At 47.5% G+C, this 14,382-nt stretch carries 12 protein-coding genes; 6 read left to right on the top strand and 6 right to left on the bottom strand.

Translation table 11 applies throughout. The features are described from left to right. Positions 1-68 precede the first annotated feature (68 nt). The 3 genes from fdhF to L3V27_RS05415 all read left to right on the top strand — a co-directional run bounded on the left by fdhF (position 69) and on the right by L3V27_RS05415 (position 5,905). Positions 69-4,337 carry a formate dehydrogenase subunit alpha gene (gene fdhF / locus L3V27_RS05425; RefSeq protein ID WP_237311224.1) on the top strand — a complete coding sequence of 1,423 codons (4,269 nt, stop codon included), beginning with the start codon at positions 69-71 and terminating at the stop codon, positions 4,335-4,337. Positions 4,338-4,415: 78 nt separating this feature from the next. After that, positions 4,416-5,357, top strand: coding sequence for an endonuclease/exonuclease/phosphatase family protein (locus tag L3V27_RS05420; RefSeq protein ID WP_237311223.1), 942 nt, complete (start codon positions 4,416-4,418; stop codon positions 5,355-5,357). Positions 5,358-5,533: 176 nt separating this feature from the next. Further along, entirely contained in the window at positions 5,534-5,905 is a 372-nt protein-coding gene (locus L3V27_RS05415; protein WP_005391248.1) for a hypothetical protein, read from the top strand. Positions 5,906-6,014: 109 nt separating this feature from the next. On the opposite strand, the gene L3V27_RS05410 is transcribed toward L3V27_RS05415, so the two are convergent. From L3V27_RS05410 to L3V27_RS05400, 3 genes are read right to left on the bottom strand one after another with little or no spacing between them, the layout of a single operon-like run. Then, the gene (locus L3V27_RS05410) at positions 6,015-7,112 is read right to left on the bottom strand and encodes an ABC transporter permease (RefSeq protein ID WP_237311560.1); all 1,098 of its coding nucleotides are present in this window, start codon (positions 7,110-7,112) and stop codon (positions 6,015-6,017) included. Continuing rightward, a complete protein-coding gene (locus L3V27_RS05405; protein WP_237311222.1) occupies positions 7,112-8,038 on the bottom strand; it encodes an ABC transporter ATP-binding protein in 927 nt (308 codons plus the stop codon). The genes L3V27_RS05410 and L3V27_RS05405 overlap by 1 nt, the downstream gene beginning before the upstream one ends. 4 nt (positions 8,039-8,042) lie before the next feature. Beyond that, on the bottom strand, positions 8,043-8,990 hold the full coding sequence (locus L3V27_RS05400) for an HlyD family efflux transporter periplasmic adaptor subunit (RefSeq protein WP_046268522.1): 948 nt from the start codon (positions 8,988-8,990) through the stop codon (positions 8,043-8,045). Between the two features lie 406 nt (positions 8,991-9,396). Between L3V27_RS05400 and L3V27_RS05395 the strand changes: the two genes are divergently transcribed. After that, positions 9,397-10,425 carry a lactonase family protein gene (locus L3V27_RS05395; protein ID WP_237311221.1) on the top strand — a complete coding sequence of 343 codons (1,029 nt, stop codon included), beginning with the start codon at positions 9,397-9,399 and terminating at the stop codon, positions 10,423-10,425. Between the two features lie 92 nt (positions 10,426-10,517). On the opposite strand, the gene L3V27_RS05390 is transcribed toward L3V27_RS05395, so the two are convergent. After that, entirely contained in the window at positions 10,518-11,309 is a 792-nt protein-coding gene (locus L3V27_RS05390) for a PhzF family phenazine biosynthesis protein (protein ID WP_020842334.1), read from the bottom strand. Positions 11,310-11,497: 188 nt separating this feature from the next. On the opposite strand from L3V27_RS05390, the gene L3V27_RS05385 reads away from it, so the two are divergent. After that, positions 11,498-12,031 (top strand): YbhB/YbcL family Raf kinase inhibitor-like protein, encoded by a 534-nt coding sequence (locus tag L3V27_RS05385; protein WP_005482606.1) that lies wholly within the window; start codon positions 11,498-11,500, stop codon positions 12,029-12,031. Between the two features lie 21 nt (positions 12,032-12,052). Beyond that, entirely contained in the window at positions 12,053-12,832 is a 780-nt protein-coding gene (locus tag L3V27_RS05380; RefSeq protein WP_046873725.1) for an AraC family transcriptional regulator, read from the top strand. Between the two features lie 43 nt (positions 12,833-12,875). Here the strand turns inward: L3V27_RS05380 and arsB are convergent, their stop codons facing one another. Together arsB and L3V27_RS05370 are read right to left on the bottom strand one after the other, a co-directional pair. Further along, positions 12,876-13,931: an ACR3 family arsenite efflux transporter gene (gene arsB, locus L3V27_RS05375; protein ID WP_237311220.1), complete on the bottom strand. Its 1,056-nt coding sequence runs from the start codon at positions 13,929-13,931 to the stop codon at positions 12,876-12,878. An 84-nt stretch (positions 13,932-14,015) separates the two neighbouring features. Then, positions 14,016-14,357 (bottom strand): winged helix-turn-helix domain-containing protein, encoded by a 342-nt coding sequence (locus L3V27_RS05370; RefSeq protein ID WP_237311219.1) that lies wholly within the window; start codon positions 14,355-14,357, stop codon positions 14,016-14,018. Positions 14,358-14,382: the final 25 nt, after the last annotated feature.

Here is a 14,382-nt window from a genome sequence, read left to right as displayed (position 1 = left end):
ACGAACTTTCCATGGTAGGGTTTATCCTTATAGAATGTAAGGTTTAGTGTGCCTGCTTCGGGGGTTGTATGATAGAAATTGTCATCGATGGAAAATATAGAATTGTAGAAGAGGGGCTAACCCTTCTGGAAGCAGCCAAAGTGTGCGGGGTCGAAATCCCTTCACTGTGCGGAATGAACAAAAGTAACGAGAAAATTCCGTGTGATTTGTGTGTGGTCGAAGTGGAAAGTGGCGGAACTAAGCGCGCCTGTGATCTCAAAGTGTACCGCGGTCTCAATGTCGTCACACAATCAGAACAACTTAGTGAGCACCGCAGAAAAGCGCTCAACCGAATCATGACGGACCACTACGCAGACTGTGAAGCTCCATGCAAAACGGCGTGTCCTGCTGGGGTAGACATCCAATCTTATCTCTACCATATCTCGCAAAACGATCATCAAAAAGCGATTGAAGTTATTAAACGCACACTACCAATGCCGTTATCGATTGGGCGTGTGTGTCCGGCATTCTGCGAAAGTGAGTGTCGCCGTTCTTTGGTGGATGAGCCGATTGCCATTCGCCAACTCAAACGCCATGCCGCAGACGCAGATTTAGCGGCGCATGAAGCGTATGTCCCAGAGAAAAAACCAGCGAAGCATCGCAAGATCGCCGTTGTTGGTAGTGGCCCCGGTGGCTTAACGGCAGGTTATTACTTGTCGAATGAAGGTTATGACGTCACCGTATTTGAGTCCATGCCAAAAGCAGGCGGTTGGCTACGCTATGGCATTCCTGAATATCGCCTACCTAAAGACATTCTAGACAAAGAAATCGAACTGATGTGCCGCAACGGCATGCAAGTTGAAACCAACAAAAAGCTTGGTGTTGATTTCACGCTGTCTCAATTGAGTGAAGACTACGATGCCGTCTGTTTGGCTGTGGGGGCGTCTCAAGCGGTAGAAATGAATTATCCTGGTAGCGACTTGGACGGCTGTTATCTCGGTGTTGATTACCTGAAAGATTACGTTACAGAACAAAACTACGCGACGGGCAGAAAAGTTGCCGTGATTGGTGGTGGTAACACTGCGATCGACTGCGCGCGTACGGCGCGTCGTGCGGGTGCCGATACCACTTTGATCTATCGTCGAACTCGTGACGAAATGCCAGCCGAAGACTACGAAATCGTCGAAGCTGAACATGAGGGCGTAAAGTTCCATTTCTTAACGAATCCGGCGGAAAACATCGCGGATGAAAACGGCCGCGTGAAGGCAATTCGATTAGAACGAATGGCGTTAGGTGAGCCAGATGCGTCTGGTCGTCGTAGTCCGAAACCAACGGGTGAGTTCTTTACTGAAGCATTTGATACCGTGATTGCAGCGGTATCGCAAAAGCCGGATCTCAGCTTCTTAGAAAACGATGAGCTCTCCATTCCTCTAACGCGTTGGAACACATCTGAATCCGATGCTCAAACCATGCACACGGGTACGGGCAATATCTTCAGTATCGGTGATTTTCGTCGTGGTCCTGCAACAGCGGTTGAAGCGGTGGGCGATGGGCGAGTTGCGGCAAAAGCGATTGATCTGTTCCTCGATGGCGATATGGCGGACATGCCGAAACCAGCGTTCAACTCTCGTAAAGAGAAAAAACTGGCGCAGGTTGACCCACTTCATTTCGAAAATATCCAAAAAGTTGCTCGTTCAATCATGCCGGAATTGACGCCAGCACAGCGTGAGCAGAGTTTTGCTGAAGTGGAACTGGGCTTTGATAACGAAGAGGCCATGAAAGAAGCGGCGCGCTGCTTAGAGTGTGGTTGCCAAGCGAATACCGACTGTGCCTTGCGAGATTACTCAACGGAATATCATGCCGAGCAACATTTCGATGTTTCCGTGGACGTTTCCTCTGCTAACGTGATTGGTCATCAAGATTGGCTCGATTTACGTGCGAAAGATCTTCGTCACAAATACGAAGTAGACCGCAGTTCTGAGTTCATTGAATTTGATGCTAACCGCTGCATCAGTTGTGGTCAGTGTATTCAAGCATGCCGTGAGCAAGCGGTACATGGTGTGTTGAGTTTTGTGTCGGATAAAAATGGCCGACCAGCTTTACGACCAGATGATCGTCCACGATTCCGCTCCGATGAAAAAGGCGCAAGTTGCAGCGGTTTGACGCTCATGGGCGATTCAAAATGCGTGCAATGTGGGGCGTGTGTTCAGGCATGTCCAACGGGCGCGATGGTGGACAGCCGTGACCGCTCTCAAGGCAGAACCGAACAGCTAAAAGCCGTCGATACCATTTGTACCTATTGTGGTGTGGGTTGTAAGTTGACCATGTTTGTCGATGAGCAACAAAACAAAATCCGCTATGTAAAAGGGGCGGATTCGCCGGTTAACCAAGGTATGCTGTGCGTGAAAGGCCGTTTTGGTTTTGATTTCATTAGCAGCGAAGAGCGTTTAACGACACCACTGATTCGTAAAGATGGTTGGTTGCAGCCAGCAAGTTGGGACGAAGCGATTCAGCTAGTGGCTTCGAAGCTTTCGACCATCAAGCAAGATTTTGGTAGCAACGCACTGGCCGGATTCTCTTCAGCGAAAACCACTAACGAAGATAACTACGCGTTTCAAAAATTCATCCGTCGTGAACTTGGTACGAACAACGTTGATCACTGCGCACGTTTGTGTCACGCATCAAGTGTGACAGGGCTTGAAGCATCGTTGGGGAGTGGTGCGATGACCAACGACATTCCAAGCATTAAGCATTCCGATGTGATCTTTATTATCGGTTCTGACACCACATCTGCGCACCCGATCATCGCTTCGCACATCAAACAGGCGATTCGTCATCACGGGGCGCGCTTGATTGTGGCAGACCCGAAACGAGTGGACATGGCCGAACATGCAGAGTTGTACTTAGCGCATCGACCAGGTACGGATGTTATGTTGCTCAACGGCGTGATGCAGCAAATCATCAAAAATGGTTGGTACGATCAAGAATACATCGAAGAGCGCGTCGAGGGCTTTGATACCTTGCTTCAAGAGGTGATGTCGCCAGCGTACAACCTCGACAAAGTTGAGTTAGTTACGGGCGTAAAAGCGGACGATATTTTCGCGATGGCGCGAATGATCGGTACGGCAAAACGCACGGCGGTGTATTACTCAATGGGTATTACCCAGCATACGACAGGGCACGACAACGTTCGTTCGATTGCAAACCTGCAATTGTTGTGTGGCAACATAGGTATTGAGGGTGGTGGTATTAACCCACTGCGCGGTCAATCAAACGTACAAGGTGCGTGTGATATGGGCGCTTTGCCGAACTGTTATCCGGGATATCAAAAAGTGTATAACCCGATTGTTCGTCAGAAATTCGCGATTGAGTGGGATGCGCCGAACTTACCTTCTGAGCAAGGGCTTACCCTAACGGAAATCATCGATGCGGCGTGCAAACGAGAAGTTCGCGGGATGTATATCATGGGCGAAAACCCAGTACTGAGCGATCCAAACCAAGCACACGTGATTGAAGGGTTGGAAACACTCGACTTCTTGGTCGTGCAAGACATCTTCCTCACCGAGACGGCGCAGTACGCAGATGTGGTATTGCCTTCTTGTTCATTTGCGGAAAAATCCGGTCACTTCACCAATACTGAGCGACGCGTGCAGCGCGTCAATGCGGCAGTGAAAGCGCCGGGTGAGGCGAAAGAAGATTGGTGGATCATTCAAGCGATCGCAAACGCGATGGGCAGCGATTGGCATTACCAGTGCGTTTCTGAAATCACTAGCGAGATCGCGCGTGTAACGCCGCAATATGCAGGGTTGCGTTGGGACGCGATCACGCCGAACGGTGTTCAATGGCCAAGTAACAAGAACAATCCAAACGGTACTCGTATTATGCACCAAACCCAATTTACCCGAGGGAAAGGGCAAATGGTGGGCGTGCCGTTCCGTTATGCAGCCGAGTTGCCTGATGAAGAGTATCCTTTGGTGCTTACAACAGGGCGTGTGCTAGAACAGTTCCACACCGGTACGATGACGCGCAAAACGAAAGGGTTGGATAACCTTGCTGGGCCAAGAGCGATGATCAGTGTTGAAGATGCCGAAGCAATTGGTATCCATAATGGTCAGCGCCTAAAAGTGTCGACTCGTCGTGGCAGCATCGAAATTGATGCGTTTGTGACCAAGCGAATGCAAAAAGGCGTCGTGTTTATCCCGTTTCATTTCGTTGAATCGCCGGTCAACCGCTTGACGACTACGGCAACGGACCCGCATGCGAAAATTCCTGAATTCAAAGTCGCAGCGGTGAAGATTGAAATCAGTGAAACGGCCGGTCAACCAGAGCCTGTCGAGGAAGCGGTGCACCACGTCTAACATCAACGCTTCACGCACTGGCGAGTTGAGAAATTGCATTTAAGCTTATGATATGTAATAGCGAAACGAGCTGTGCGTGTGCCGAGCGTTTTTAAGTGGATCATATTGCTTCTACCCGCTCTTATTTGGCTGGCGGTCAGGCAAATTGAACATATTTGGTGGGCGGAGAATCTTACCTCGATTCCCGCCCTCATTGTGTTCACTTACGTTGCTTTAGCCTCGGCGTTTTTCATCACTCGTCGATGGTTGCAAAGTGCATTTTCTGCCTTTGTCGCTATTTTGTTTGTCTCGTTACTTGTTCCGTCGCAGCGCAGCCATGTGGCATCTTGCTCACAGTCGTTGAGCGTCATTCAATTCAATCTTTTTTACGAAAACTCGGACATCAATCAGTTCATCAACTATCTGTTGAGGCATCCTGCTGATTTGGTGGTGATGCAAGAGCTGACGCCGCGTGTTGGCAGCCTTTTGCACATGTTGGATGATGTCTATCCGCATTATTATGGTGGCCAACGTGACGTGGGGTATCCATCAAATTTGATGATTCTTAGTCGACACCCCATCACGGAAGTTTCGGTTTATCGTGCGCCAAATGGACAAGAAGTCATCAGAGCGGCTTGGTTGCCTAAAGGTCAAGCACCGATCACTTTGTTTGCAGCTCATCCTCCGTCACCAAGAACCAGCGAGCTTTGGCATCAAAGAAATGCGCTGGTGCGAACCATAGAAACGCTGACCGCGCTTTATCCTGAGCCAGAGGTGTTGGTTGTGGGGGATTTCAATCTTTCCTCGGTTAGCCCTCGTTTTTCTACGCTGTTCCCGAGTTTTCAAACCGCGCCAGTGACGAGCTGGCCAACCAACATCAAAGGCATAAACGTGCCAGAGCCGATGATGATAGGTATTGATCATTTGTGGCTAAAATCTGATCAAGGACAGCGAATCATTTGCTCTCGACAATCCTCTGCTTTACCACAAGGCTCAGATCACCGTATGGTGACAACCCAGATCGGTGTGCATATTCCATAGTTAAAGCCCTTAGAATTTGTTGTGTTGCATAAGTTAAACCTGTGCTGAGCTTGTCATAGAATTGACTGTCTCTGACTGTTCTCTGTTATTTGAGCAAGTTCCATGACCTAAACTTTGCTCGCTTCCTATACTGAACTAACGAAGCAGGATTTTTATAACAACAAGAGGCAGCTTGCATGACAAGAACAACCTCATTTGCACTCGTTTTATTACTGATGTGCGCATACTTTGGTTACAACCGTTATTACGTGTATCCGCAGCAGTTGGAAACACAGGCCAAATCCATGTTGATACAAATGGCAAATCGCGAAGAGTGGATGGATGTGTTTGAGATGATGAATCGCGTAGAGGCGCACAAAGGGCATTTAGAGCTCGTGGCCGATGTTACGTCTTCTGATGGCAAGCGTGCTTACAGTGAAGGCTTTATTACCTATACCGATCGTGAAGGTGTCGTCTGTAAACAGGTGGTGTTTAACTTTAAAATCAACTCTTTGAAAAACTACAGTATTTCAGACTTACGAGACTGCTCGTACGGCGAATATTATTAAGGTGAGTTGCTTAGTTAAGCCCGGTAAAACTAAATTTGAATATCCAAACAAAAATAGCCTCATTGTCGAGGCTATTTTTGTTTCTGCGGAAGAGAAAAAATTGGCAAGTTTAATCGAGCGATTTCTTAAACCTTAGTGACGCGACGACCAATCCAAATATGGTAAACCCAAGCAACCAAAGGGTATCTCGCCATAAGTCCATCAGATCTGCGCCTCGCAACACTATGCCTCGAATCATGCGCATAAAGTGAGTGGCGGGCAGGGCTTCTGAAATCCACTGTGCTGCGACAGGCATGCCCTCGTAAGGGAACATAAACCCAGATAGCAGAATCGAAGGCAGAAGAATGAACACCGTCATTTGCATCGCTTGAAGCTGTGTTGTGGCGATGGTGGATATGACCAATCCTAAGGTTAAGCTGGCGGCGATAAACAACAAGGTTCCAAACAGAATTTGGCTGATGGCACCGTTAATTGGTACGCCGAAAATCCAATGTCCCAACCCTAGAATGATGAAAACCTGAATTAAGCCGACAAAGATATACGGCACGATTTTCGCCACCATTAGCTCTATCGAGTGGATGGGCGTGGTTATCAATAGCTCCAAATTTCCCCGTTCACGTTCTCGCACAATCGCGGCACTTGTGAACAAAATCATCGTCATGGTGAGAATCACACCGAGTAAGCCGGGTACGATGTTGACCGCAGAACGCCGACTTGGGTTGTAGTAGAGTGCGACTTCGAATGTTTTGCTGGGCGCTGGGCGAATCTCGAAATCAAAATCGGTCAATGGCATGGTTTGCAACGACAATATTGCCGAGCTGATCATGGTATCTGACCCATCCACAATCCATTGCCCAAGCTCTCGACCTTGCATCATGCGTTGTGTGAGATCGCTTGGCAAAATCAGCACGGCGCGCACAATACCATCTTGAATCGCTTGTTCAGCCTCTTGCGCGGTGGCATAGGTTTCTTTGATATCCACCACTTGGGTGACTTTGACGGACTGGGTAATGATCCGCCCGGCGGTACTGCCACTTTGGTCAACAACACCTACCGGAATGTTGCGAATGTCCGTATTGATTGCGAAGCCGAACAGCAAAAGCTGGATAAGCGGGATCATCACCACCATGCCAAACGTGATTCGGTCACGGGAAAGTTGGCGAATCTCTTTGATCATGACGGCTTTCATGCGAGCGATAGGTTTCATCATTGGCGGCCTTTCCCTGTCACGCTGACAAAAACATCTTCTAAGCTAGGGCGAGCGTGGTTCATTTCAGCGTTTTGAAGTTCGGGAAACGTCTGCTTTAACCACTCAATCGGCTGCTTGACATGCTGGTGGATAAGGATGCGTAAACGAATCCCCAATTGAGCCGCAGAGCGAACTTCGTCACGTTGAATCAGCTTTTCTTTGAGTTCACGAAGTTTGTCGGCTTTCACCTCGATGATATTAACGCCCATCTGTTCCATTAACTGTTCGGGTTCGCCATCGGCACGAATTTCGCCCGATTCCATGATCGCCAGACGATGGCAGCGTTCCGCTTCGTCCATGTAATGCGTGGTGACCAAAATCGTCGTACCTTGATCGCACAAGTCGAACAACTGCTCCCAAAAATCGCGTCGATTTTCGGGATCAACGGCGGATGTTGGCTCATCCAAAAACAGCAGTTCGGGTTTGTGCATGGTCGCGGCAGCGAGTGAAAGACGCTGCTTTTGTCCGCCACTCATGCCGCTTACGCGCTGTTTGCGCAATTGATCCAACCCGTAAGTGGTGAGCTGCTCTTCTATCCGCTCTTTCAGCGACTTGCTGCTTAAACCAAAAATTTGCCCAATAAATTCGAGGTTCTCTTGAACGGATAGGTCATCGTACAACGAGAACTTTTGTGTCATGTAACCAATTTTTAGCCGCAGTTGTTCGGATTGTTTTGGGATGTCTAATCCAAGCACATCCACACTGCCTTCGCTTGGACTGAGAAGGCCGGTGAGCACACGAATGGTGGTCGACTTACCGCAACCATTTGGCCCCAAAAATCCGTAAATGCTGCCTTTGGGCACGTTGAGTGTGATGTTATTGATAGCAGTAAAGTCGCCGAACTTTTTGACTACATTTTGAGCTTGAATTGCATACTCGGTCATTGGCTTACTCCACCAAATCTACTTGGGCAGGCACACCGGACGGCAACGTTTTTGCAGACTCAGGTAAATCAACTTCTGCTAGATACATCAATCGTGAACGTTCTTCTTCGGTTAGTGCGAAGTAGGGCGTGAATGACGGCTCACTAGCCACCCAACGAACGGTGCCTTGTAATGGACTCTCCAGGCCATCGACATTTACCGTCACGGTTTTCCCAGGAATAAACCCGATTCGATAATCGGCAGGAACATACACTCGCGCATACGGCACGCGGTTGGCTTGAATCACGGCAACCACACCGTTCACTGGTACGCGTTCGCCAAGGTTGTAAGGCAAATTATCGAGCGTACCGTCACGCGTGGCCGTGATGGTGAGTTCTGCCAGTTTTTGCTCTTGCAACGCCACTTCGGCTTTTGCCGCCATTAAAGCGGCTTTAGCTTGTTCGATGTCTTCGAGGCGAGAACCTGCGGTGAGCTTACTGAACTCTTCTTTTGCTGAGTCTAATTCGGCTCTCGCCGAGTCCCTTGCCGCAAGAGCTGAATCTTTTTCGGATTGGCTGATGAGTTTTTTACGCACCAGTTCGGCTTTGCGTTGATAGTTTTTCTGCGCTTCGGTGAGCTGCGCTTCCGCTCGGGCTACGCGAGCCGATGCGGCAGCAATGTCTTCTGGGCGTTCACCATTGGTCAATTTAAGCAAATACGCTCCCGCTTTGGTTTGCTCGGCAACGGCGTGTGCAAGAACTGCTTGTTGATTCTTAGTATCGAGCTGAACCAACACTTCCCCTTCACTGACCAAGCTGCCTTCTTTGACGGGAAGGGCTCTAATTATCTCATTAGATGTGGCGGTAAACGTTACACGGTCACGCTCTAGGGTGCCAAGCGCTTGGTGCGTGTTATCTTTTGAACAGGCGCTTAAAAGGGCAATAATCAATGTGCCAAAAATGATTCGCTTCATAGTGCGGTGCTTCCTTTGAAGAAGTAATGCATGAATAGATAACTTGCGAACGGGAGCGTGTTGATTGAGCCCGCCAATCCGTCGCTAACCGCCATCCATAACGATTTCTTTTTAGAGCTTAGCATTTTATCTACAAGCGATTCTTTTTAAATAGAGAGGCTTAGCGTTGGAACAAGCTTGTCGCGAGGTGGAATGAAAAAACCTTGAACGAGGTCAGGTTTTTCCTGATAAGTAAAATTAAATGCCCAGCGATAAACACTAGGCTAGTTGAGGCTGCAAGTTGTCAATTGATTCTGAATTAGAAATCACTTCACATTTTAAGTTGCTGATTCGTAAAATGGATTGCGGTCTGCCATGACAATAGGCAAGGTGTTGAATAATACGAATTACTCATATAAGGCCATCCATGACAACAACTGGTCACGTGCATTTTTATATTGGCACTTACACCAACCCACCGAGTACGAGCACGGGCATTGCGCGTGTATCGCTGAACACTGAAACGGGTGAACTGACTCGGCTTGACGATGTTGCTGTTCAACGTAATCCGTCCTATCTCACGATCACCGAACACGGGCTGTATACGTTTAGCGAAATGGATAGAAATGAAGGTGCAGAGCTCGCGTTTTTTCGCGGTAGTGAATCCGTCTCTTTGCCGATTAATGGCGATTATCCGTGTCATTTGGATATCAAAGAACCGTTGTTGGCGGTTGCTAATTATGGCTCTGGAAATGTTAGCGTATTTCAATTGGATCGCGATGGTAAACCGCTTGGTTTGTTGACGGATTTATACGTTGATGGATGCGGGCCGAATTTAGAGCGCCAAACTTCTCCTCACGCTCATCAAGTCACGTTTTTAAAGCACAGTGATCAATTGGTTGTCGTAGACTTAGGCAGCGATAGCGTCCTTATTTATGATTACGAGGCTCAACAGTCGGATTTTTCACTGTCGCAAGTGATTCATTTACCCGCAGGTTCGGGACCGCGCCATGTGGTGTTTAACCAACAAGAGTCGACAGCGTATGTGGCTTGCGAACTGTCAGAAACCTTGATTGTTCTGGTTAAGCACCAAGATAAGTGGCTTATCTCGAATCAAACAGAATTATTAGAAGGGGAAGAGAATCAGCAAGCGGCGGCGGCGATTCGTCTTTCGCAAGATGAAACGTTTTTGTATGTCTCTTGCCGAGCTCAGAACAAAATCAGTATGTTTGATGTGTCTGGCGATACGCCAAAAAGGCGAGCAGCCATTCACTGTGAAGGGGTTTTTCCACGAGATTTTGTGTTGTCTCGTGATCAAAAGTGGTTGCTGGTTGCCAATCAACATTCCAACAATGTGGTGAGCTTTCGTCGCAATCCTCAAACAGGTGAAATTACCCCAACGGGTTATGACTGTGAGATAGGCTCTCCAGTGTGTATTGTCGAACAACCTTTGTAACGATTAACGCTGAAACAACAGGAAATAGAAAAGCCTAGCGGGCGGCTAGGCTTTCAGGATAAAAACAGTTAACGCCAATTTTCAACGTACAGTTAGACGTAAATTTTGCCTTTCATATACAACACACCATCACCAGATACTTTGACGCAATCCTCTTTGACTTCGCAGTACAGAACGCCACCACGCGCTGATGCTTGATACGCCACTAAAGATGCTTTGCCGAGCTCTTGCGCCCAATATGGTGCTAAGCCTGCGTGGATTGATCCTGTGACAGGGTCTTCATCTCCGCCGTTCGCTGGCCAAAAGTAGCGAGATACAAAGTCGTATTGACTGCCTTTTGATGTGACGACGACATCGTAAGGGGCGAGTTGTTTCAGTTGGTCGGATCGATATTGAACATCAAAAACGGTTTGCTCATCTTCCACGATGACGAAGTAAGCTTGTGGGCTAAGCAGTACGTGTGTTACTTCGCAGTTTAATCCCTCAATTAATTGCGTAGGAATGGCGTTGACGGGTTGCGGCGCTCTTGTCGGAAATGTCATTTCAATCTTGCCAAGTGCGTTCTTAATTACGGTTAAGGTGCCCACTTTTAATGTGTGAAACTCAATACTTCCTGTAACGCCGAGTTGATCGAACAACACCATGGAAGCGGCGAGCGTTGCGTGTCCACAAAAGTCGATTTCTGTAAGTGGTGAAAACCAGCGTATTTCATATTGATTCGTTCCAATCGTTTTAACAAACGCGGTTTCAGAGAGGTTGTTTTCCGCTGCAATGTTTTGCATTAGCTCTGGTTCTAACCACTCTTGCAAGGGTACGACTGCTGCTGAGTTGCCTTTAAATTGCGTGTCTGTAAATGCGTCAACGACGTAGATATCCAGTTCCATTTTGTCTTCCTTGTTCTCTGAGCGGTTGGTTAGCATAAACCAGATGCAACTCAGAGAATAAGAAATTTATGTTTGAATCTTAAAGTATCAAAATAGACGATGGTTTTATATTTTGTGATACTTATTGATGTATCTTGGCTTGGGTTGATGAATAGACTTGAATTGAACTCATTGAAAGGAATAAACACATGAAAGCGATTCACAAGTCTGTTTTGGCCCTTAGCGTTTTGGTTATCGGCTCTGCCCATGCTTTTGAACTAACGAGCAAAGATATTCAAGAAGGTCATCCAATGGCGAAGACATTTGAATATTCAGGTTGGGGATGTGATGGTGCGAACCAGTCTCCACAACTGATGTGGAAAGACGTTCCAAAGGGTACAAAAAGTTTTGCGATTACCGCGTACGATCCTGATGCACCAACAGGCAGTGGTTTTTGGCATTGGATAGCGTTTGATATTCCAGCCTCAGTTAACGAGCTGCCTCGTGGCGTTGATATCAGTAAGCTCGGCGGTAAGGAGTCTCGTATCGATTACGGTACTACTGGTTTTGGCGGCGCATGTCCGCCAGAAAAAGATGGTATGCACCGCTACCAGTTTACCGTTTGGGCGCTGCCGAGTGATAAGTTGAACTTGGATGAGAACACGCCAGCGGCGGTTGTAGGATTTACGTTGAATAGTGTTGCATTGGACAAAGCGAAGTTAACCGCGACTTACACGCGATAATTGAATACGAAAGGGGAGAAGATGGGGCATCAATATCAAGTGACGCTGTTTCGTGCGGAGCAGCAGCAAAAGCTACGTAACGTCAGGATTCACTCCCCGAGTATTATCCAGATCATTAAAGGGAGTAAGCGTCTGTTTTGGAAAGACGAAGCGTTTGATATTCTTCACCCTAACATCATGCTTTGTGAAGCAAACGCTTCGCTGAATTTTGAAAACCTTCCTCAACAAGGGCGTTTTCTTTCACGAATGTTCAGTTTTCACTGCGTACCTAGCGATGAAATGTTAGAGCTGAGTATGAGTAATGCATTGGGAAATTACGTCCCAGCGGTGGAGACAGACAAAGCACTGCAAGCGACATTAAATGCCTTGTTTTCTTTTGAACGGGAAAGTTTAAGTGAAGCGACGCAACGTTATTGGATGATGGGGTTGTATCAGCAGTTAGCAGAGCGAGGACTATTGCATCGGCTTTTCTCGAGTTCCAATACCTCGTTCAGTCAGAAACTCAGCCGCTATCTGTCACGCTCTCCGGGCGATGACCATCCTTTGGAATTTGTTGCTGAGCGCTTTGCTATGAGCCGAGCAACGTTGATACGCAAACTCAAACAAGAGGGCACTCAGTATCGCGAAGTGCTGGCAGAAGTGCGCTTAAATCACGCACTCTACCTGATGCAAAATGGTTCATACAACGTTGCGTTACTCGCGCAGTTGTGTGGCTATCAATCGGAAGGGCGTTTTAGCCAACGATTTAAAGGGAAGTTTGGTTTAACGCCCAGCGAGTACATAAAAACTGTCGTCAGTTAGTACTTAATATTGCTGTTTGGCTCGATCTTTTATGTTTCCAATTTTAGCTCTGGTATTTGGTTTTCATCCTCAGTGCGACGTTAACCAAAGCAATCAGAACAGGAACCTCGATTAGCGGACCAATCACGCCAGCGAATGCTTGATCGGAGTTCAGGCCAAATACAGCAATGGAAACCGCGATCGCCAGCTCGAAGTTGTTGCCCGTCGCCGTAAAAGCGATGGAGGCATTTTTATCGTAGGGGATGCCCATTCTCTTCCCGATAAAGAAGCTGGTAAAAAACATCAATACGAAGTAGATCGCTAGTGGGACTGCCACGCGGAACACATCCATTGGTAGCTGTAAAATCATCTCTCCTTTGAGGCTGAACATCAGCACGATGGTGGCGAGCAAAGCGATCAAAGTAATGGGTGAAATTCGAGGAATAAACACATCGTTGTACCACTTCTCACCCTTTGCAGCGACTAACCATTTACGACTGAGAAAACCAGCGAGGAACGGAATACCTAAGTAAATCAATACGCTTTCCGCAATGTCTCCCATGGAAATATCAACCACAAAACCTTCATAGCCAAAGAACGGTGGAAGTACGGTGATGAATAGCCAAGCCATAACGCTGTAAGTCAGAATTTGAAATGCGCTATTTAATGCCACCAAGGCCGCGCCATATTCTTTGTTGCCGCCGCCAATATCATTCCACACTAAAACCATAGCGATGCAGCGTGCAAGGCCAATCAAAATAATACCGACCATGTAACCTGGATGCTCACCAAGAAAGGTTAAAGCAAGAACGAACATGAGGATTGGGCCGATGATCCAGTTCATAACCAGAGACAGCGTGATGGCTTTTTTATCTCTCGTTACCGTTCCTAATAGACCGTAGTTCACCTTGGCGAGTGGTGGGTACATCATCAAAATCAAACCAATGGCGAGTGGTACGTTCGTACTACCAACGGACATTGCTTCGTTCCATTCTGCTACTTGCGGGTAGGCTGCGCCTATCCCCACGCCGATGGCCATTGCGACAAAGATCCAAACCGTTAAGTAGCGGTCAAGAAAGCTCATTTTTTCGCTGGCACTATTTAAAACTTCAGTCGTCATAGTGATCTCTATTCGTTTATCGTCGAAAGGCGATATATAAGGTTATAGTTTATCTTTGCGCGCATGGAAAGCGCGCAATGTGTCTTAGCTAAATAAACCGGAAAATTGAGCGTTAAACGCGTTCAGTTTTTCACGTTGAATGCGGTAACAAACCTTTGGCGGGTTAGGTTCTGCAATGATAAACCCGGCCTGTTTTAGAATACGTAAGTGTTCTGATACGGTCGATTGCGCTAAACCTAACTCAGAGACTAAATCGCTATTTAAGCAGCCGCCCATAGTGTCTAAAGTGTGAAGAATATGCAGAATGCGTAAGCGAGCAGGATGAGACAGCGCTTTCGCTTGAGCGGCGAGTGCTTGCTCTTTATCGAGTTGTTTTTGCGTGGCTTCAAAAGCAATTTGGCACGTTTCGCTGCATTTGTTGCTCATGAGCAAACCTTTATAGTTAATCGTC

This window comes from Vibrio sp. J2-3(2022) (assembly GCF_021725735.1).
In the GTDB taxonomy this organism is placed as follows: Bacteria; Pseudomonadota; Gammaproteobacteria; order Enterobacterales; family Vibrionaceae; genus Vibrio; species Vibrio diabolicus.
Note: the sequence above shows the minus strand (reverse complement) of the source record. Positions and strands in the feature narration are given on the sequence as shown.

Bases quoted from the DNA above. Each gene is read 5' to 3' on its own strand.
- fdhF (WP_237311224.1), top strand. From the start codon at position 69: ATGATAGAAATTGTCATCGATGGAAAATATAGAATTGTAGAAGAGGGG.
- L3V27_RS05415 (WP_005391248.1), top strand. From the start codon at position 5,534: ATGACAAGAACAACCTCATTTGCACTCGTTTTATTACTGATGTGCGCA.
- L3V27_RS05410 (WP_237311560.1), bottom strand. From the start codon at position 7,112: ATGAAACCTATCGCTCGCATGAAAGCCGTCATGATCAAAGAGATTCGC.
- L3V27_RS05405 (WP_237311222.1), bottom strand. From the start codon at position 8,038: ATGACCGAGTATGCAATTCAAGCTCAAAATGTAGTCAAAAAGTTCGGC.
- L3V27_RS05400 (WP_046268522.1), bottom strand. From the start codon at position 8,990: ATGAAGCGAATCATTTTTGGCACATTGATTATTGCCCTTTTAAGCGCC.
- L3V27_RS05395 (WP_237311221.1), top strand. From the start codon at position 9,397: ATGACAACAACTGGTCACGTGCATTTTTATATTGGCACTTACACCAAC.
- L3V27_RS05390 (WP_020842334.1), bottom strand. From the start codon at position 11,309: ATGGAACTGGATATCTACGTCGTTGACGCATTTACAGACACGCAATTT.
- L3V27_RS05385 (WP_005482606.1), top strand. From the start codon at position 11,498: ATGAAAGCGATTCACAAGTCTGTTTTGGCCCTTAGCGTTTTGGTTATC.
- L3V27_RS05380 (WP_046873725.1), top strand. From the start codon at position 12,053: ATGGGGCATCAATATCAAGTGACGCTGTTTCGTGCGGAGCAGCAGCAA.
- arsB (WP_237311220.1), bottom strand. From the start codon at position 13,931: ATGACGACTGAAGTTTTAAATAGTGCCAGCGAAAAAATGAGCTTTCTT.
- L3V27_RS05370 (WP_237311219.1), bottom strand. From the start codon at position 14,357: ATGAGCAACAAATGCAGCGAAACGTGCCAAATTGCTTTTGAAGCCACG.